Here is a 17532-nt window from a genome sequence, read left to right as displayed (position 1 = left end):
GGGGATAGGGGCCGGACGGGGTGACATCCGGTGAGGTCTGTGGGGTGGTGGCACCTGCAGGTGCCAACGCGATCGGGCCCGGTTCTGTTCCCGGTCCGGGAGAGCCGGCCGCTCCCGGGCTGCTCAGGCGCCCGCGCCGCCCGGTGCGGCCGTGGCGCCGTCGAGCATCTCGGAGAGCAGATCGACCCGATTGGTGATGATACCATCCACGCCCTTGACCAGCAGATCCTGCATGGTCGGGACGTCGTCGACGGTCCACACGTGCACCTCGCAGCCCACGCGGTGGGCGGCGGCGATGTTCGCCTCGGTCACCACCGGGACGCCCCGGTAGGTGGGCGGGACCTGGAGCGCGCCGTAGGGGGCGAGGATCCGACGGATCACGGGCGTGGGCGCCTCGACCGCGCGCGCGGCGAGGAATCGCCCGATGGCGCCCCGGGAAGGGCTGCGCACCGCGATCACGCCCGTCGCGGCGTGCAGCGTGGCGAGGGTCTTGCGGACCACCTCGCCGTCGAAGCCGGCGATGCAGATCCGGTCCGCGCTGCGGGTGCGGGCGATCGCCGCGACCGCGGGTCCGATCGCGGAGGCGTCCTTGACGTCCACGTTGATGGGGACATCGGTGAAGGTGCCCAGCACGTCCTCGAGCATCGCGAGGGGCTCGTCGCAGGCCAGGCGGATCGCGCCGGCCTGCTGGGCGCTGAGCTCGTCGAGGCGCCGCGGATCGTCGGCCACGCGCAGCAGGTCCTCGTCGTGGAAGGCGAGGGCCAGGCCGTCCCTGGTGGCCCGGGTGTCGGTCTCGAGCATGTCCGCGCCGGCGGCGAGAGCGTCCTCGAAGGCGCGCATGGTGTTCTCCGCGCCGTCGAGCGCGAGGCCCCGGTGAGCGATCCGGCGCGGCCGGGGGCCGGGCAGGAACCGTGATCCCGGCGCGGCGGAGCGGTCACCGGGAGCGTTCATCGATGAGGGCATCCTCTTCCTCCTCGTCCTGTCCTCGGCGCCGGGCGCGGACCGCACGGCGGGGACGGTGGTCTCGGGTGCGGCGGGACGGGACGGGCCCCGCTGCGGTGTCGGTGCGGTCTGCCGCCTGGTCTTCTGCGGCGGGGCGCCCGACGGGCTCCTCGTCCTCGGCGGCCTCCTTGAATAGCTGCCGGGTGCGGTAGATCAGGGCGGCGGGGAAGAACAGCGCGAAGATCCACCACTGGAAGGCGTAGGAGAGGTGGGGGCCCAGGGAGGTGTCGGGGGAGGGGAGCGCCTGGGGCCGCTCAGGGAGGTGTCGGGGGAGGGGAGCGCCTGGGGCCGCTCGGCGGCGGGCTCCTCGGCGACCAGCTCACCGTAGGCCTGGGCGACCAGCCCCGTCTGCTCGATCCCCATCAGCCCGGCGGACTGGCCGGGGTTGACCGAATGGGTCTGCCCCGGGGGCGGTTCGCGGTCCAGCACCGGCTCGGCGGGACGCATCCGCACGGTCAATGACAGCTCCCCGGTCGGCACCGCGGCGGGATCGGCCGGTGCCGACTCCCCGGCAGCCTGCGGCACCCATCCGCGCACCACCAGCAGGGTGGTGCCGTCCTCGGTGCGGAAGGGCACCAGCTGCCAGAAGCCGACCTCGCCGGAGAGCTGACGGTTGCGCACATAGAGCACGCAGTCGTCCTCGGCGCAGTAGCTGCCGTGCAGGCTCACCGGGGCCCAGGCGTGCTCGGCGGGGAGCGGCTGTCCCTCCTCGGGCAGGATCTCCTCGAGCGCGACGGGCTCGGCCTCGTAGTTGGTGCTGACCACGGCGGCCTCGTCCCGTCGGTCCTCGTAGCGCCCGTACTGCCACAGCCCCAGCAGCACGCAGACCCCGGCCAGCACCAGCACCGCGACCAGACCCAGCAGGGTCTCTCGGCTGAGCAGGATCTCCCGGCGTGCGGATCGTCCCGTCATTCCGTGACCGGCGCGGCGGTCGCCGCCTCGGAGGGGGAGACGGCGGCGGAGAGGTGCCCGGCGGCGCCCTCGACCATCCCGGGCAGATCCTCGACCGCGAAGTCGACCAGCAGCACGAACATGATCGCGGTCAGCGCCGCGAGCACGAAGCCGAGCACGGTCACGGTGATCGTCACCGCGAGCCGCAGGCGCGGCCGGGACGTGCGCTGCGTGGCGGGCGGGAAGCCGTAGTCCTCGGCCTGGAGATGGTTCTCGGCCCACATCCCGGGGTTCAGCACCTCGACGGGGTACTGCTCCACCCGCTCGCGCGGGCGGGCGCCGCTGGCCGGGACGTCCTCGGAGTCCTGCAGCGGCGCCTCACCGCGGCTTCCGGGACGTCCCGTCAGCCACAGCCTCCACCCGGACGGGATCCGCCCCCAGGTCGCCGGGGGTCGGAAGTCCGCCGGCGGGAGCCACCCCTCATGGGGCGGCTCCGGCCAGTTCGGCGGAGGGTTGAAGCGCTGGCCCTGGGTCACGCAGGGATGTCCCAGGTGTAGTCGTCGGTGTAGGTGGTGTAGTTGAGGGTCAGGTCCCCCGCACGGCGCACGTCGAAGAGGATCTTGTAGGTGTGCTCCTCGCCCTCGGAGTAATCGAGCGGGCCGCCGGTGCCGGAGCCCTTCAGGCCGTAGGTCGCGGTCGCCGGACCGACCTCGCCGCCGTAGGGGGTGACGACGTCGAACTGCGCCGGGTTGAAGCTCATCTCGCCCTCGACGACGACCTGCTTGGCGGTCACCACGAGGTACTCCTCCCCGTTCTCGGGCTCGTCCACGGTGCCGCCGGAGCTCGACTCGAGCTCGCTCGCGGGCACCCATTCCATCGTCAGCGCGATGGTGCCGGAGCCGTCCATGCCCACGATGCTGAGCGCGTCCTTCTCCGCCTCCGGATCGATGGTGGAGACGTCCGTGGGCATATCCGCCTCGGGCTCCTCCTCGGTCGCCTCCTCCTCGGTGGTCTCCTCGTCGGTGACCTCCTCTTCCGAGGTGGTCTCCTCCTGGGAGGTGCTCTGCTCCCCGCCGGCCTCGTCGTCGCCGCCGCTGTTCAGCAGCACGATGCCGCCGACGGCGATCAGCGCGAGCACCAGCAGCAGCACGAGCAGGCAGCCCACCCACCAGAAGCGCGCGATGATGCCCTTCTTCGGGGGCTCGCCGGCGCCGGTCGATGCGGTCCATTCGGAGCCGGTGTCCATGCCCGGGCTCTGCTGGCCGTAGCCGGGGGCGGGATAGTCGGAGGCCGAGCCCTGGCCGTAACCCTGCGCGGGCGACTGCTGACCGTAACCCTGCGCCGGAGACTGCTGGCCATAGCCCTGTGCCGGGGACTGCTGCCCATAAGCCTGCGTGGGGGAGGCCTGGCCGTAACCCTGCGCCGGGGACTGCTGGCCGTATCCCTGCGCGGGCGACTGCTGGCCGTAACCCTGCGCGGGCGACTGCTGGCCATACCCCTGTGCCGGGGACTGCTGACCGTATTCGGGCGCCGAGGGCGCCTCGCCGTAGCCCGGGGCCTGAGCGGCCTGGCCGTAGTCCGGTGCGGCAGCCTCCTGCTGTCCTCCTGCCGCGGCGGCAGCGCCTGCAGCGCCACCTGCTGCCACGCCACCTGCTGCCACGCCACCTGCTGCGGCGACACCGGCGGCGCCGAATCCGGCGTCCTGCGACGCGTCGGACTGCTCCGGAGCCTCCTGCGCGGGAGCGTCCGGCTCACCTGTCTCGTAGGGCGTCTGCTGCGCCAGTCCGGCCTCGAGGTCCGGGCCCGCGTACTCGGCCGTCTCCGCGGCGCCCTCGCGCTCCTGGGAGTCTGCGACATGGGTGGCGTCGTCCTCGACACCGGGGGCCGACGGCGCCTCCGACGGCTGCTGCTCCGCGTCCTGCTCGGGGGCCGCCCCGTAGGGGTTCATCGCACCGTACTGACCGGAGATCTGCGGCTCGGCCTGCTCTGCGGCGGGGGCCGCGTCCTCGGTGACAGGCTCTGCAACGGACTGTGCACCAGCATCCGCGCCGGGCTGCTCGGCGGCGAGCGGCTCCTCAGCGGCGAGCGGCTCCTCACCGGTCGCGGCGACATGCGTGGCGTCATCCTGCTCGTGGTGCTGCTCACCGGTCGCGGCGAGGTGGGTGGCGTCATCCTGCGCGGGCTCAGCCGGCTGCGCTGCCGGCACCTCGTCGGTCGCGATCCAGAAGTTCCAGCCCTCAGGGGCCGGGCCCCACGACGGATCCGGCTGCCACCCGGGCGGGGGGCTCCAGTTGGCATCGTCGATCGGCCAGTTCGGCGGAGGATTGAAGCGATAAGCCATCGGGTAGCACCTTCCGGGGCGATGTGCGTGGACGGGCTCCCCCCATGGACCCCGACACTCTCTCGCCCCGTATCGTAGAGCACGCGCACACGCCCGGGCATGCGCCCGCGCCGTGCGACACCGTCCTCCGTGGCATCATCCGCCCACCCCGAACCGTCATCCAGGAGTCCGTATGTCCGACGCCATCACCGAGCCGCGCAGTGTCCTGATCACCGGAGGGAACCGAGGCATCGGCCGCTCGATCGCCGAGGAGTTCCTCCGCCGCGGTGACAAGGTGGCCGTGACGAGCCGCTCCGGCGAGGGCGGCCCCGAGGGTGCGCTGACCGTCGCCGCGGATGTCACCGACGGGGAGAGCCTGGACGCCGCGATCAAGGCGGTCGAGGACGCCCACGGCCCGATCGAGGTGCTCGTCGCCAACGCCGGCATCACCGATGACCAGCTGCTGCTGCGGATGGGGGACGACTCCTTCGAGAAGGTGCTCGACACCAACCTCACCGGCTCCTTCCGCACCGTCAAGCGCGTGATCAAGTCGATGATGCGCAAGAAGAAGGGCCGCATCGTGCTGATCAGCTCCGTGGTGGGGCTGTACGGCTCGCCCGGTCAGGTCAACTACGCCGCCTCGAAGTCCGGGCTGATCGGGATCGCGCGCGCCCTCACCCGTGAGCTCGGCTCCCGCGGCATCACCGCGAACGTGGTGGCCCCCGGCTACATCGACACCGAGATGACCCAGGCCCTCTCCGAGGATCTCCAGGCCTCGTACCGCAAGGCCATCCCGGCCGGTCGCTTCGCGGATCCTGCCGAGGTCGCCAAGGCCGTCGCCTTCCTCGCGAGCGACGACGCGGCCTACATCTCCGGTGCCGTGATCCCGGTCGACGGCGGCCTCGGCATGGGACACTGAACCCAGCCCTCACCATCGATCTCGTAAGGCGTGAACGCACCCCCATGTCATCCTCCGACCCTGACAGTCGCCTGCTGCTGCTCATGCGCCACGGCAAGGCGGAGAGCGGATCCGGCCAGCCGGATCACGACCGCACCCTGGCCGAGAAGGGCCTGACCCAGGCGAAGCTGGTGGGGGAGTACCTCGCAGCGCAGAACGTGCAGGTCGCCCGAGTGCTGGTCTCGGATTCCCAGCGGACCACGCAGACCTGGGAGGCGGTGGCCTCGAGCATGCCGTCCTTCGACGGCGAGGTCTCCTTCCACGAGGAGATCTACACCGGCGGCACGGCCGAGGTGCTGTCGCTGGTGCACGGCGTCGAGGGCCGGCTCCCGGTGGTGCTGGTGGTGGGCCACGAGCCGACCATCTCGTCCCTCACCTCAGCGCTCGCGGACGACGACTCCGACGCCGGCTCCGTCGCCCAGGCACGGATCGGCATGCCCACCGGTGGCGTGGCGGTGCTCTCGGGCAGCCTCGGCAGCTGGGAGGACCTGCGGGAGGAGTCGCTGACCCTCCACACCATCGTCCGCCCCTGAGCGCGGTCGCGCCGACGCTCTCAGCGCGTTGGCGCGACCTTCCCGGCGGCCGCCTCGAGATGGGGCCAGGCGTCCCACAGGGACTCGCCGTCCAGCACCACGTCGGCCACCTCGCGCAGCGCGGGCTTCGCCCGGAAGGCGATGCCCGTGCCCGCAGCGATCAGCATCTCGCGGTCGTTGGCCCCATCGCCCATCGCGACGATCCGCTCGCGCGGCACGCCGTGCAGCTCCGCGAACTCCTCGAGGGCCTCGCGCTTGGCGACGCCGTCGACGATCGGTCCGAGGACCTTTCCGGTGAAACGGCCGTCGATGATCTCGAAGCGGTTGGCACGCACATGGTCGATGCCCGCCTCAGCGGCGAGCTCGTCGATCACCTCGTGGAAGCCACCGGAGACCAGCGCCGTCACCCAGCCCTCCTGCTTCGCACGCCGCACCAGCTCGAGCGCGCCGGGCGTCGGCTCCAGGATCTCCCGGACGCTTCCGAGCACCGACTCGTCCAGCCCCTCCAGCAGCGCCACGCGAGCCCGCAACGACTGCGAGAAGTCCAGCTCGCCGCGCATCGCGGCGGTGGTGATCTCCTCGACCCGCTCGCGCACGCCCGCGTGCTCGGCGACGAGCTCGATGACCTCCTGGGTCAGGAACGTGGAGTCGACATCTGAGACCAGCAGGCCGATCACGGAGCGATCACCGTGCCCTTGCCCAGCACGGTGATGCCGGATTCGGTCACCACCCAGCCGCGTGCGCGGTCCTTCTCGGGATCCAGGCCGATCTGGGTGCGCGGCGGCACCAGCACGCCCTTGTCGATGATCGCGCGATGGATCTGGCAGTGGCGCCCCACGGTCACGTCGTCCATCAGCACCGAGTCCGAGACGTTCGACCAGGAGTTCACCCGCACCCCGGGGGAGAGGACGGAGCTCGAGACCTGCGCGCCGGAGATCACCACGCCGGGGGAGATCACCGAGTCCACCGCCGAGCCCACACGGCCCGGCCCGGCGTGGACGAACTTCGCCGGCGGGGTGTTGCGGTGCCCGGTGAAGGTGGGCCATTCGTCGTTGTACAGGTTGAACACGGGGTGGATCGAGATCAGATCCATGTGCGCCTCGTAGAAGGCGTCGAGCGTGCCGACGTCCCGCCAGTAGTCGCGGTCGCGATCGGTCGAGCCGGGCACGTCGTTGTGGATGAAGTCGTAGACCGCCGCATCGCCCTCGGCGACGAAGGAGGGCACGATGTCGCCGCCCATGTCGTGCTTGGAGGAGTCGTCCTCCGCATCGCGGGTGACCGCCTCGACCAGCGCGTCGGCGGTGAAGATGTAGTTGCCCATCGAGGCGAGGATCGAGTCCGGGTCGTCGGCCAGGCCCTCGGTCTGCGTCGGCTTCTCGACAAAGGCCTTGATGGTGGTGGGGTCGGCAGGATCCGTCTCGATCACGCCGAACTGGTCCGAGAGCTCGATCGGCTGGCGGATCGCGGCGACCGTGCAGGACTTGCCGGAGGCGATGTGCGCATCGAGCATCTGGGAGAAGTCCATGCGGTAGATGTTGTCGGCGCCGACGACCACCACGTACTCGGGCTTCTCGTCGTGGATCAGGTTCAGCGACTGCGCGATCGCATCGGCCGAGCCGCGGAACCAGTGCTTGCCCATGCGCTGCTGCGCGGGCACCGGCGCGACGTAGTTGCCCAGCAGCGAGCTCATCCGCCACGTCTGGGCGATGTGCTTGTCCAAGGAGTGCGACTTGTACTGGGTCAGCACCACCACGCGCAGGTAGCCGGAGTTGACGATGTTCGACAGTGCGAAGTCGATCAGGCGGTAGATACCGCCGAACGGGACCGCGGGCTTAGCCCGGTCGAGGGTCAGAGGCATCAGCCGCTTCCCCTCACCGCCGGCGAGAACGATGGCGAGCACCTTTTTGGACGACATGATGCGAGGATAGTCCAGACGTGGCACCCATCACGCGGCGTGCGGCCATTCGGACCCGGCGTCCGCGACGGCCCCGGACGCACCCGCCCCGAAGGAGAAGGAACCCCACATGCGTGTCGATCTGCTGACGAGGGAGTACCCGCCGGAGGTCTACGGCGGCGCGGGCGTGCACGTGGCCGAGCTGACCAAGGTGCTGCGCCCCCACATCGACGTGCGGGTGCGGGCCTTCGGCGCAGAGCGCGAGGAGCCCGGCACCTTCGCGTACTCGACCCCGTCGGAGCTCTCGGGCGTCAACGCGGCGCTCAGCACCCTGGGCACCGACCTGCTGATGGCCGCGGACTGCGAGGGCGCGGACCTGCTGCACTCCCACACCTGGTACGCGAACTTCGCCGGCCACATCGGCTCGCTCCTGCACGGCGCCCCGCACGTACTCTCGGCCCACTCCCTCGAGCCGCTGCGGCCCTGGAAGGCCGAGCAGCTCGGCGGCGGCTACGCGGTCAGCTCCTTCGCCGAGCGCACCGCCTACGAGGGAGCGGCTGGCGTCATCGCCGTCTCGGCTGGGATGCGCGAGGACATCCTGCGGGCCTACCCCTCGGTCGATCCGGCCAAGGTCCACGTGGTCCACAACGGCATCGACATCGACGAGTGGGCCCCGAACCCGGAGACCTCCGCCCTCACCTCCCGCGGCATCGACCCCGAAGCGCCCACGATCGTGTTCGTCGGCCGCATCACCCGGCAGAAGGGCCTGCCCTACTTCCTGCGCGCGGTGCGCGAGCTGCCGCCTGAGTACCAGGTGGTGCTGTGCGCCGGCGCACCGGACACCCCCGAGATCGCGCAGGAGGTGAACTCGCTGGTCCAAGAGCTGTCGACGACGCGCGGCACCGTGCACCTGATCACCGAGATGCTGCCGCGCCATGAGCTCACCCAGATCCTCACCCACGCCACCACCTTCGCGTGCCCGAGCATCTATGAGCCGCTGGGGATCGTGAACCTCGAGGCGATGGCCTGCGGCACCCCCGTGGTCGCCTCCGCCACCGGCGGCATCCCCGAGGTCGTGGCCGACGGGGAGACCGGCTACCTGGTGCCGCTGGAGCAGGTCAGCGACGGCACCGGCACGCCGGTGGATCCGGAGAAGTTCATCGCGGACACGCGCGATGCGCTGGTGCGGATGGTCTCGGATCCGCAGCGGGCCGCGCAGATGGGCGAGGCCTCGCGCCGACGGGCGGCCGAGCACTTCGCCTGGACCTCGATCGCCGAGCGCACCCTGGACGTCTACCGGACGGTGCTCTCCCAGTCCTCCTGAGGCCACTCGGGCTCGGCCCGGCCGCGCTCAGCCCGTCTCGGCGGTGACGATCGCGTCGACCACCTCGACCAGCGCGCCGCGCGCCGCGTCGTGCAGCTCGTCCAGCAGGCCGCGGCGCGCGAGCGCCTCGGCCAGGTGCACCGTGTGCCCGTGTCCCTCCTCGATCTCGCCGCGGGTCAGCAGCAGGGTGCGTGAAGCGAGCACCAGCAGGTGCGCGGAGGAGGCCTCGAGATGCCGCGGCAGCGCGGTGGAGATCCAGGTGGGCGGGATCCGTGCGGGCTCGACCGGCTCCTCGGGCACCAGGTCCAGCTCGACCGAGCCCTCCGCCGCTCGGCGCAGCGCATGCAGCAGCTCCTCGCGGGCACCTCCGGCCCCGGTGGGCGGCGGGACCTGCGCGCCGACGGGCGCAGGCACCTTCAGCCAGCTGACCGCGTGGGCGGGGCGATTCCCGTCGGCGAGCTGCGAGGTGACGGGGATCAGCGTGTGATCGGCGATCCCCGCGCCGGTCACCACGACCGCCTGCTCCGCGTCGATCGCCGGTCCGATCGCCGCCGGGGGACCGACCAGGCCCGCGACCCGGCCCGGTGCCGGGAGCACAAGGCGCAGCTGCGCGAGCGGCAGCCGACGCAGCTGGGTCATCCAGGTGAACAGGTCCTCGCCTTCGCCGCTGGCGCCGGAGCGGCCCACGCCGTAGCTCATCTGCGCGGCATCATCGGGGCCGAGATCACCGCGCAGGTAGGCGGCGGTCCACAGCATCAGCACCGCGGCGCGGGGGAGCGCGACCAGCTCCCTGCCCGCTGCGGCCTCGCTCACGAGGCACCGCCGTCGGCCGGGACGAACGCCGCCCGCCGGGCACCGGCATCCACGCTCTCCAGCCGCACCCGCACCAGCTCGCCCGCAGCGGCGTCCATCGGCACCCAGGCCGTCACCGGCGGATCGGTCAGCTGCACCTCGACCCGGGTGGGCGCACCGCCGTTGCCGTCCTTGGACGTGCTCGCCTCACGCCGCTCGATCACCACGGCCTCGAAGGTCTCGCCCTCCCAGGCAACCAGAGCAGCGGTCTCGACCAGCTCGATCGCCGCCCGTTCGAGGTTCCCGGCCCGGGCACCGGTCTCCTGCATCGCCTCGGGGATCAGAGCCATCGCCGCCAACAGCTCCGGAGCGGGGCGCCTGCCGCGCACGTGGTCGTGGCAGACCATCAGCACGAAGCGATCCACCAGGCGGCGCAGCGGGGCGGTGGTGTGGGCGTAGGGCGCGGCGATCGCGGCCTGGGCCGGATCCTCCGGCACCTCCTGCGGCGAGGAGAACGCCGCATAGGACGCTCCGCGGAACAGGGAGGTGGCGAGGTTCAGCAGCGCCAGATGCGCGGGCTCGCGCCAGTCCAGCGAGCGCAGGAACGCCCCGTAGCTCTGGCCCTCCTCCCAGGGCACGCCGAGCGCCCGGCTCTGGTGGCGGAACCGCTCCACGGCCGACGGCTCCGCGGCGGGCATCGTGCGGAGGATCCCGGCGCCGTGCTCGAGCATCAGCGAGGCCGCGGCCATACCCGTCATCAGGGAGATCTGCGCGTTCGCGTCCTCGATGGGGTTGGGGCGCCGCCAGCGCAGGCGCACCAGGTCGCCCTCGACCTCGACCTCCTGCTCGGGCACGTTCAGGCTCGCCCCGCCGCGCTGCGCCTCGAGCTCGGTGCGCAGCGCCCCGATCTGCTGGAGCAGCCGCATCATGGGATGGCCCTCGCCACGGTCGAGGTCCTCCTGCACCTGGTCGTAGGCGAGCTTCTCGACGGAGCGGATCAGCGAGCGCTCGAGGCCGATGCCGCGCACCTCCCCGGCCTCGTCCAGATCCAGCACCCACACGAAAGCGGGGGTGGTCTGCTCGGGCAGCAGGGAGGCCGCGCCCTCGGAGAGCACCTCCGGATGCAGCGGGATCCGCCGATCCGGCAGGTAGAGCGTCTCGCCGCGGCGCCTCGCCTCGCGATCGATCGGCCCGTCCAGCGCCACGAACCAGGGCACGTCCGCGATCGCGTACAGCACCCGGTAGCCGCTGTCGGTGCGCTCGAGATGCATCGCCTGGTCGAGGTCGGTCGAGCTCGCGGGATCGAGGGTCACGAAGGGGACCTCGATGCGGTCGATGTGCTCGGTCTCGGAGAGATCGCGGGCCGCGGCGCGCTCGGCGGCGGCGAGCACCTCGGACGGGAAGCTCAGCGGTGTTCCGCCGTCGTGATCGGCCAGGAGCGCATCGATGCCCTCCCGGATCGCGTCGGCCGCGACCGAGCCGCGCGGGGCGTGCAGGGAGACGGGCCGATGCGCCACGTGGACCTCCTGGGAGCGGCGGTGCAGATCCCGGTCAGTCTATGGGCGGCGCCACGGCTCGTCGGGCCGGAACGAGGCCGGGAAACCGATAGGCTCGGCACATGCCCGATCTCGCAGCCTCACTCACCGATGTCACCGTCCGCCGCAGCGGCACCGCGATCCTCGATGGCGTGTCCCTCGAGATCGGAGAAGGCGAGCGCTGGGCCGTGCTGGGCCCCAACGGCGCCGGGAAGTCCACGCTGGTGCGCCTGCTCGCCGCGCGCCTGCACCCCACCTCGGGCGAGGTGGGCATCCTCGGTGAGCTGCTCGGCAAGGTCGACATCTTCGAGCTGCGGCCGCTGCTCGGGCTGGCGAGCCAGGAGCTGGCCGACACCATCCCCGTCGAGGAGAGCGCCGAGAACGTCGTGGTCACCGCCGGATACGGCGTGGTCGGCCGCTGGCGCGAGGAGTACGACGAGGTCGACCTGGAGCGCGCCCGCACCCTGCTGGCCGCCTTCGGCGTCGGTGACCTCGCACCGCGGATGTTCGGCACCCTCTCCACCGGTGAGCGCAAGCGCGTGCTGGCCGCCCGCGCCCTGATGACGGATCCCGAGCTGCTGCTGCTGGACGAGCCCGCCGCGGGCCTTGACCTCGGTGGCCGCGAATCGCTCGTGCGCACCCTGGGCCGCCTCGCCAAGGATCCCGCGACCCCGGTGACCGTGCTGGTCACCCATCACGTCGAGGAGATCCCGCCGGGCTACACCCATGTCGCGCTGCTGCGGGAGGGCGCCGTGATCGCCGCGGGACCGATCGGTGAGACCCTCACCTCCCAGAACCTCACCCGCACCTTCGGGCTTCCGCTGGTGGTCGAGCAGCGCGGGGAGCGCTTCACCGCCCGCTCGCTCTCGCTGAACTGATCGGTGGAGGAGAACTCCGCAGCGGGGCAGCTGCGCCGCCTGCACGACGCCGCCGATCTCGAGGATCCGGCGCTCGATGACTATCTGCGCATGACCGATGTGCGCCTGCGCTCCCGTGTCGAGGTGGAGCGCGGCCTGTTCATGGCCGAGAGCTACGAGGTGATCTCCCGCGCGATGGACGCCGGGATGGCTCCGCGCTCCTTCCTGATGAGCGAGAAGTGGCTGGCGAAGTTCGCGCCGCTGTACGAGCGCTTCCCGGAAGTGCCGGTCTACGTCGGCGCCGAGTCGCTGCTCGAGACGCTCACCGGATTCCACCTCCACCGCGGCGCGCTCGCGGCGATGCAGCGCCCGCAGCTGCCGGAGGTCACGGAGCTGCTGCGTGGGGCGCGCACCGTCGCGGTCCTCGAGGACATCGTGGACCATACCAACGTGGGTGCGATGTTCCGCTCCGCCGCGGCGCTCGGGGTGGATGCGGTGCTCGTGACCCCGCACTGCGCGGATCCGCTGTACCGCCGTTCGATCCGGGTCTCGATGGGCACCGTCTTCCAGGTGCCGTGGACCCGCCTGGAGGCCTGGCCCGCCGCGGGCGTGGGTCTCCTGCACGAAGCCGGTTTCGACGTGCTCGCGCTCGCGCTGAGCGAGGGGGCCTCAGCGCTCGATGTCGTGGACCTGGGACCCGATCGGAAGGTCGCCCTCGTGCTCGGCGCTGAAGGGCACGGGCTGAAGCCTGCGACGCTCCGTGCCGCCGACGAGCATGTCGTCATCCCGATGGCTGGGGGAGTGGACTCCCTGAATGTCGCCGCGGCGAGCGCGGTCGTGTTCTGGCAGCGCAAGGCGATGAGCTCGCACCTCGGTCGGTGACCGCGGCGACTCGCGGGAGCTGCTCCACGCGGTCAGCGGCGACGTGCTCACCCTCGTACCCGGAGGTTCACCATGACGCGGAAAGGGGGAACTGACAGTGCCTCCCACCCCGGGCGCACCGCGCCTAGCGTGAACGGTATGACCCTCGATCTCACCGAACCCCTGCCGTCCTTCACCCTGAACAACGGCGTCCGGATGCCAGCCCTGGGCCTCGGCGTCTTCCAGACCCCGCCAGAGGAGACCGTCGCCGCCGTCTCCGAGGCGCTGCGCATCGGCTACCGCCACGTCGACACCGCCGCCTCCTACGGCAACGAGCGCGAGGTCGGTCAGGCGCTGCGCGAATCGGGTCTGGACCGCTCCGAGGTGTTCCTCGAGACGAAGCTGTGGATCTCCGACTACGGCTACGACGAGGCGCTGCATGCCTTCGAGAAGTCCGCCGGGAAGCTCGGCGTCGACCAGATCGACCTGCTCCTGCTGCACCAGCCGCTCACGAGCGACTTCGAGCGGACGATCGGCGCGTACCAGGCGCTGGAGACGCTCCTGGCTGAGGGGAAGGTTCGCGCGATCGGCGTCTCCAACGTCATGCCCGATGTGCTCGTGCGTTTGCTCGACGAGACCACGGTGGTCCCCGCCGTCAACCAGATCGAGGTCCATCCCTATTTCTCCCAGCCCGATGTGCAGGAGGCCGACGCCGAGCACGGCATCCTCACCCAGGCCTGGTCCCCGATCGGCGGCATCACCCACTACCGCGGCGATATCGAGCGGTCGACCCTGACCGACCCGGTGATCGGGCAGATCGCCGCGGCCCATGAGCGCACCCCGGCGCAGGTCATGCTGCGCTGGCACCTTCAGCGGGGACGCTCCGTGATCCCGAAGTCCGTGCGGCCGGAGCGCATCGCGGAGAACGCCGACGTGTTCGGCTTCACGCTGAGCGATGAGGAGCTCGCTCGGATCGACGCCCTGGACACGGGCGTGCGCGGCGGCCCCGATCCCGACACGATCACGCTGGAGACCTTCGGCCGGGAGATCCCCGAGGCCTGACCCGGCTGATCAGGGAGGACTACGGTATGGCCATGGACCATCGAGCAGAGGTGAGCGACTTCCTGCGCACGAGGAGGGACCGGATCACGCCTGCGCGGGCGGGGATCCTCGCCGGCGGCCGGCGCCGTGTGCCGGGGCTGCGCCGCGAGGAGGTCGCGATGTCCGCCGGGATCAGCGTGGAGTACTACGCCCGGATCGAGCGCGGGGACCTGCGCGGCGTGTCCGTCGAGGTGCTCGAGGCCATCGCGCGCACCCTGCACCTCGACGAGGCCGAGTCCGATCATCTGCACGACCTCGCCGAGGCCGCGGGCCCGCCAACCCGTCGGCGTCCGCGCCCGGCGCAGCAGGCCTTCCCGGAGTCGCTGCAGCGTTTCGTGGATGCGGTCTCCGTTCCGGTGTGGGTGCGGGACCGTCGCATGGACGTCGTGGCCGCGAACCCCGACGCCCGCGCCCTGTACGAGCCGGTGCTCACCGATCCCGCCGCGCGAGGGAACACGGCTCGCTTCGTCTTCTTCAGCCCCGCCGCGAGGATCTTCTTCCCGGACTGGGAGGACAACGCCTCCGGGATCGTCGCGACTCTGCGCACGTATGCCGGGCAGAGCCCCCGCGACCGGCGGCTCAGCGATCTGATCGGCGAGCTCGCCACTCGCAGCGACGACTTCCGGGTGCGCTGGGCCGCGCACGACGTGCGCCACCATCGCACCGGGATCAAGCGGATCCACCATCCCGAGGTCGGGGATCTCGAGCTCGCTTACGAGGCGATGGACTTCCCCGCTCATCCCGACTGGTTCATGTTCGGCTACACCGCCGCGCCCGGCTCGCCCAGCGAGGAGCGGCTGCGGCTGCTGGGCAGCCTCGCCGAGGGGGCGGCCGACGCCGACGCCTCCGGGACGCTGCGCTCCAGCACGACCGGCTGACGCAGCGCACCCGCCCCGCGGATCAGCGGTCCGCGGGACCGGCGGGGGGGGCCGCGAGGCGCTTCGCGAGCGGGATCAGCGCAAGGCCCAAGAGGGTCACCGCCGTGCAGATCGCGAAGATGCCGCGCTGGCCCAGCAGCGGTAGCGCCCCGGCGGCGATGATCGGTCCGGACAGGATCGCGCCCACGCGCCGGGCGTTCATGAACAGCCCCGTGGACATCCCCGCTCCCGGGATGAGGTCCTGGAACAGCGCCAGCCCGATCCCGGAGATCGCGGCGAAGCCGAGGGCGTTGGGGATCTGCAGCACCAGCAGCAGCACCGGCTCCGTCACGACGACGAGCCCTGCGTAGTAGACGGCCGAGAGCAGCGCCCCGGCGGCGACGAGCGTGAGATGCGAGATGTGGTCCCCGATCCGGCCGATGATCACCAGTGCCGGCACCTCCAGCGCGGCGGCGAGGCCGAGCACCACGCCTGCCCACAGCACGGGCAGGCCGACGGTCTCGGTCACGTACAGCGCCATGAATGTCATCGCCGTCGCGTTCGTGGCCTGGAACAGTACGAACGCTCCGATGATCAGTATCGTCCCGAGGCGGCTGCCCGGCGGGAGGGCGTGCGGGGAACGGGCCGGCGCCGCCGGCTCCGCGGGCGCAGGGCGGCGCTCCTTCATCATCACCGCGGTCGTCGCGACGTTCACCAGCGCGATCACGACCAGGGTGAGGAGGATGCCCCGCGCCCCGGCCCAGCCGATGATCGCGGTCGCGAGCGGCGGTCCGCCCATCCATGCCGCGGAGATGATGGCGCGAGTGTTCAGGATCGAGGAGGTCGCCGCTCCTGCATCCCGCAGATGTGCGAAGAGCATGGTGGTGCCGAGCCCCGCCGGTCCGCCGAGCACCACCAGCGCGACCGTCGCCCAGGGCAGGGTGCTCACCGCCGCGAGGGCTGCGGCCGGCGCGATCGTGAGCACCCCGGCGGCCATCAGCATCCGCAGATAGGTGCGGTGACGGTCCGCCCAGGCGGGCAGCACGATCGAGGCGATGAATCCGCCGGCGTTGTAGATCGCGACGGCCCAGCCGATATCAGCCGTGGAGGCGTCGTAGAGCGTCGCAAGGATCAGCGCGAGCGCGGGGCTGAGCAGGGAGGAGTGCAGCCCCCACAGCAGCGCGGCCGAGGGCACGAGCAGGCGGGGTGCGAGGGTGCGCCGCGAGGCGTCAGCGGGCATGGAGGTCCTTCGTCCGTCGGAGGATCGAGCACCCGGCACGCTATGCCGCCGCGGCGTTCTGCGGGAGGGACTGCCAGGGCACCCCTAGGACTGGCTGGGACCCTCCAGCCAGGACATGCGGGCGAGCAGGCTGAGCGTGTTCGGCAGCCGCCCCTCCCACACGGCGGCCGCGCTGGGCAGCAGCGGGCCGAGCACCTCCTGCGCGATCGGCAGATGACGCACGTGGCGGCCCTGCTCGAGGTGCTCGGCGTGCTCACTCAGATGCTTCTGCGAGGTGTCGTCACCGGCGGAGCGGACCCACCCAGGGGGCGTTACAGGGTGATCTGGATCTTCACATCCGTCGGCCTGCCCTCGAGGAACCGCTCGAAGGCCTTCACCGAGTCGTCGAAGGCGAAGGTCTCCGAGACGAAGCGGGAGAGATCCACGGCGTCGGTCGCCGCGAGGTCGATCGCCTTCTGGTAGACGTTCGCGTAACGGAACACCGTCTCGAGCGAGATGCCGCGGCTCTGCGCGGTGGCGATGTCGAAGGGCACGGGATCCACGGGCATGCCCACCAGCACGATCCGGCCGCCGGGGGCGGGCAGCTCCCACAGCTTCTTGTACGCGGGGGCGGCGCCGGTGGCCTCGAACACCACCTGGGGCCCCCAGCCACCGGTCTCGGCGCGGACCCGCTCGCCCAGGTCCTCCTTCGTGGCATCGACCGTGACGATGCCCTCGAGCCCGTCGAGCAGCGCCAGCTTCTGCGGCAGCACGTCGGAGATGTAGACGGTGCTCGCCCCGCCGGCACGGGCGGCGATCGCGGTCATGATGCCGATGGTGCCGGCGCCGACCACGGCGGCCACGTCACCGGGCTTGATGTCGGCCTTCGTCGCCGCGTACATGCCCACGGAGAACGGCTCGATGAGCGCGCCCTCGGCGAAGCTGAGGCTGTCGGGCAGCTTGAAGGTGAAGGCGGCGGGGTGGATGACTTCGTCGACCAGGCAGCCGTGCACCGGCGGGGTGGCCCAGAACTGCACCCCGGGGTCCACGTTGTAGTTGCCCTCGCGCACCGCGCGGGAGGTGGGGTCCGGCACGCCCGGCTCCATGGCGACGCGGTCGCCGGGGGAGAGATGCGTGACGCCCTCGCCTACCTCGACGACGGTGCCTGCGCCCTCGTGGCCCAGGATCATCGGCGCCTCGACCACGAAGGGGCCGATCTTGCCGTCGGTCCAGTAGTGCACGTCGGAGGCGCAGATGCCGACGGTGTGCATCTTGATGCGAACCTGTCCGGGACCGGGAGCGCCGACGGGCTCGACCTCCTCGATGGACATCCGGTTCTTCTCGTGCAGCATCAGCGCGCGCATGGGTCTCCTTCGAAGCGGTGGGGC

Annotated in this window: 18 protein-coding genes; 7 read left to right on the top strand and 11 right to left on the bottom strand. The window is 71.5% G+C overall.

Annotated elements, in window-relative coordinates:
• Positions 1 to 123: 123 nt before the first annotated feature.
• The 4 genes from BN4251_RS11300 to BN4251_RS18330 form a co-directional block, all read right to left on the bottom strand.
• A complete protein-coding gene (locus BN4251_RS11300) occupies positions 124 to 951 on the bottom strand; it encodes a glycerophosphodiester phosphodiesterase family protein (protein ID WP_245810314.1) in 828 nt (275 codons plus the stop codon).
• Positions 952 to 1155: 204 nt separating this feature from the next.
• Positions 1156 to 1914: an SURF1 family protein gene (locus BN4251_RS11295; protein WP_245810313.1), complete on the bottom strand. Its 759-nt coding sequence runs from the start codon at positions 1912 to 1914 to the stop codon at positions 1156 to 1158.
• Positions 1911 to 2429 (bottom strand): hypothetical protein, encoded by a 519-nt coding sequence (locus tag BN4251_RS11290; protein WP_087485202.1) that lies wholly within the window; start codon positions 2427 to 2429, stop codon positions 1911 to 1913. The genes BN4251_RS11295 and BN4251_RS11290 overlap by 4 nt, the downstream gene beginning before the upstream one ends.
• The gene (locus tag BN4251_RS18330) at positions 2426 to 4234 is read right to left on the bottom strand and encodes a hypothetical protein (protein ID WP_087485201.1); all 1809 of its coding nucleotides are present in this window, start codon (positions 4232 to 4234) and stop codon (positions 2426 to 2428) included. Before BN4251_RS18330 ends, BN4251_RS11290 begins: the two co-directional genes overlap by 4 nt.
• A gap of 172 nt (positions 4235 to 4406) precedes the next feature.
• Between BN4251_RS18330 and BN4251_RS11280 the strand changes: the two genes are divergently transcribed.
• Both BN4251_RS11280 and BN4251_RS11275 read left to right on the top strand, forming a co-directional pair.
• Positions 4407 to 5132 carry a beta-ketoacyl-ACP reductase gene (locus BN4251_RS11280; protein WP_087485200.1) on the top strand — a complete coding sequence of 242 codons (726 nt, stop codon included), beginning with the start codon at positions 4407 to 4409 and terminating at the stop codon, positions 5130 to 5132.
• A gap of 44 nt (positions 5133 to 5176) precedes the next feature.
• Positions 5177 to 5704, top strand: coding sequence for a SixA phosphatase family protein (locus BN4251_RS11275; RefSeq protein WP_087485199.1), 528 nt, complete (start codon positions 5177 to 5179; stop codon positions 5702 to 5704).
• A 20-nt stretch (positions 5705 to 5724) separates the two neighbouring features.
• On the opposite strand, the gene serB is transcribed toward BN4251_RS11275, so the two are convergent.
• Together serB and glgC are read right to left on the bottom strand one after the other, a co-directional pair.
• Complete coding sequence (gene serB, locus BN4251_RS11270) at positions 5725 to 6381, bottom strand: phosphoserine phosphatase SerB (RefSeq protein WP_087485198.1); 657 nt, start codon at positions 6379 to 6381, stop codon at positions 5725 to 5727.
• Positions 6378 to 7619 (bottom strand): glucose-1-phosphate adenylyltransferase, encoded by a 1242-nt coding sequence (glgC, locus tag BN4251_RS11265; RefSeq protein WP_087485197.1) that lies wholly within the window; start codon positions 7617 to 7619, stop codon positions 6378 to 6380. Before glgC ends, serB begins: the two co-directional genes overlap by 4 nt.
• Positions 7620 to 7728: 109 nt before the next feature.
• On the opposite strand from glgC, the gene glgA reads away from it, so the two are divergent.
• The gene (gene glgA / locus BN4251_RS11260) at positions 7729 to 8922 is read left to right on the top strand and encodes a glycogen synthase (protein WP_087485196.1); all 1194 of its coding nucleotides are present in this window, start codon (positions 7729 to 7731) and stop codon (positions 8920 to 8922) included.
• A 27-nt stretch (positions 8923 to 8949) separates the two neighbouring features.
• Here the strand turns inward: glgA and BN4251_RS11255 are convergent, their stop codons facing one another.
• Together BN4251_RS11255 and BN4251_RS11250 are read right to left on the bottom strand one after the other, a co-directional pair.
• On the bottom strand, positions 8950 to 9735 hold the full coding sequence (locus BN4251_RS11255) for a hypothetical protein (RefSeq protein WP_087485195.1): 786 nt from the start codon (positions 9733 to 9735) through the stop codon (positions 8950 to 8952).
• Entirely contained in the window at positions 9732 to 11231 is a 1500-nt protein-coding gene (locus BN4251_RS11250) for an RNB domain-containing ribonuclease (RefSeq protein ID WP_087485194.1), read from the bottom strand. Before BN4251_RS11250 ends, BN4251_RS11255 begins: the two co-directional genes overlap by 4 nt.
• A 101-nt stretch (positions 11232 to 11332) precedes the next feature.
• Between BN4251_RS11250 and BN4251_RS11245 the strand changes: the two genes are divergently transcribed.
• The 4 genes from BN4251_RS11245 (at position 11333) to BN4251_RS11230 (ending at position 14946) form a co-directional block, all read left to right on the top strand.
• Positions 11333 to 12127: an ABC transporter ATP-binding protein gene (locus BN4251_RS11245; RefSeq protein ID WP_087485193.1), complete on the top strand. Its 795-nt coding sequence runs from the start codon at positions 11333 to 11335 to the stop codon at positions 12125 to 12127.
• 90 nt (positions 12128 to 12217) lie between these two features.
• Positions 12218 to 12988: a TrmH family RNA methyltransferase gene (locus BN4251_RS11240; RefSeq protein WP_087486349.1), complete on the top strand. Its 771-nt coding sequence runs from the start codon at positions 12218 to 12220 to the stop codon at positions 12986 to 12988.
• A gap of 138 nt (positions 12989 to 13126) precedes the next feature.
• The gene (locus BN4251_RS11235) at positions 13127 to 14029 is read left to right on the top strand and encodes an aldo/keto reductase (protein WP_087485192.1); all 903 of its coding nucleotides are present in this window, start codon (positions 13127 to 13129) and stop codon (positions 14027 to 14029) included.
• A gap of 32 nt (positions 14030 to 14061) precedes the next feature.
• On the top strand, positions 14062 to 14946 hold the full coding sequence (locus tag BN4251_RS11230) for a helix-turn-helix domain-containing protein (protein WP_087486348.1): 885 nt from the start codon (positions 14062 to 14064) through the stop codon (positions 14944 to 14946).
• 22 nt (positions 14947 to 14968) lie between these two features.
• Here the strand turns inward: BN4251_RS11230 and BN4251_RS11225 are convergent, their stop codons facing one another.
• From BN4251_RS11225 to BN4251_RS11220, 3 genes are all read right to left on the bottom strand, one after another.
• Positions 14969 to 16165, bottom strand: a complete 1197-nt coding sequence (locus BN4251_RS11225) for an MFS transporter (protein WP_087485191.1) — start codon at positions 16163 to 16165, stop codon at positions 14969 to 14971.
• An 84-nt stretch (positions 16166 to 16249) separates the two neighbouring features.
• Complete coding sequence (locus tag BN4251_RS18325; protein ID WP_170931943.1) at positions 16250 to 16387, bottom strand: hypothetical protein; 138 nt, start codon at positions 16385 to 16387, stop codon at positions 16250 to 16252.
• An 89-nt stretch (positions 16388 to 16476) separates the two neighbouring features.
• Positions 16477 to 17508 carry an NAD(P)-dependent alcohol dehydrogenase gene (locus BN4251_RS11220; RefSeq protein WP_087485190.1) on the bottom strand — a complete coding sequence of 344 codons (1032 nt, stop codon included), beginning with the start codon at positions 17506 to 17508 and terminating at the stop codon, positions 16477 to 16479.
• Positions 17509 to 17532: the final 24 nt, after the last annotated feature.

This window comes from Brachybacterium massiliense, from assembly GCF_900184245.1.
In the GTDB taxonomy this organism is placed as follows: Bacteria; Actinomycetota; Actinomycetes; order Actinomycetales; family Dermabacteraceae; genus Brachybacterium; species Brachybacterium massiliense.
This window is presented reverse-complemented; position numbering and strand designations above follow the sequence as displayed.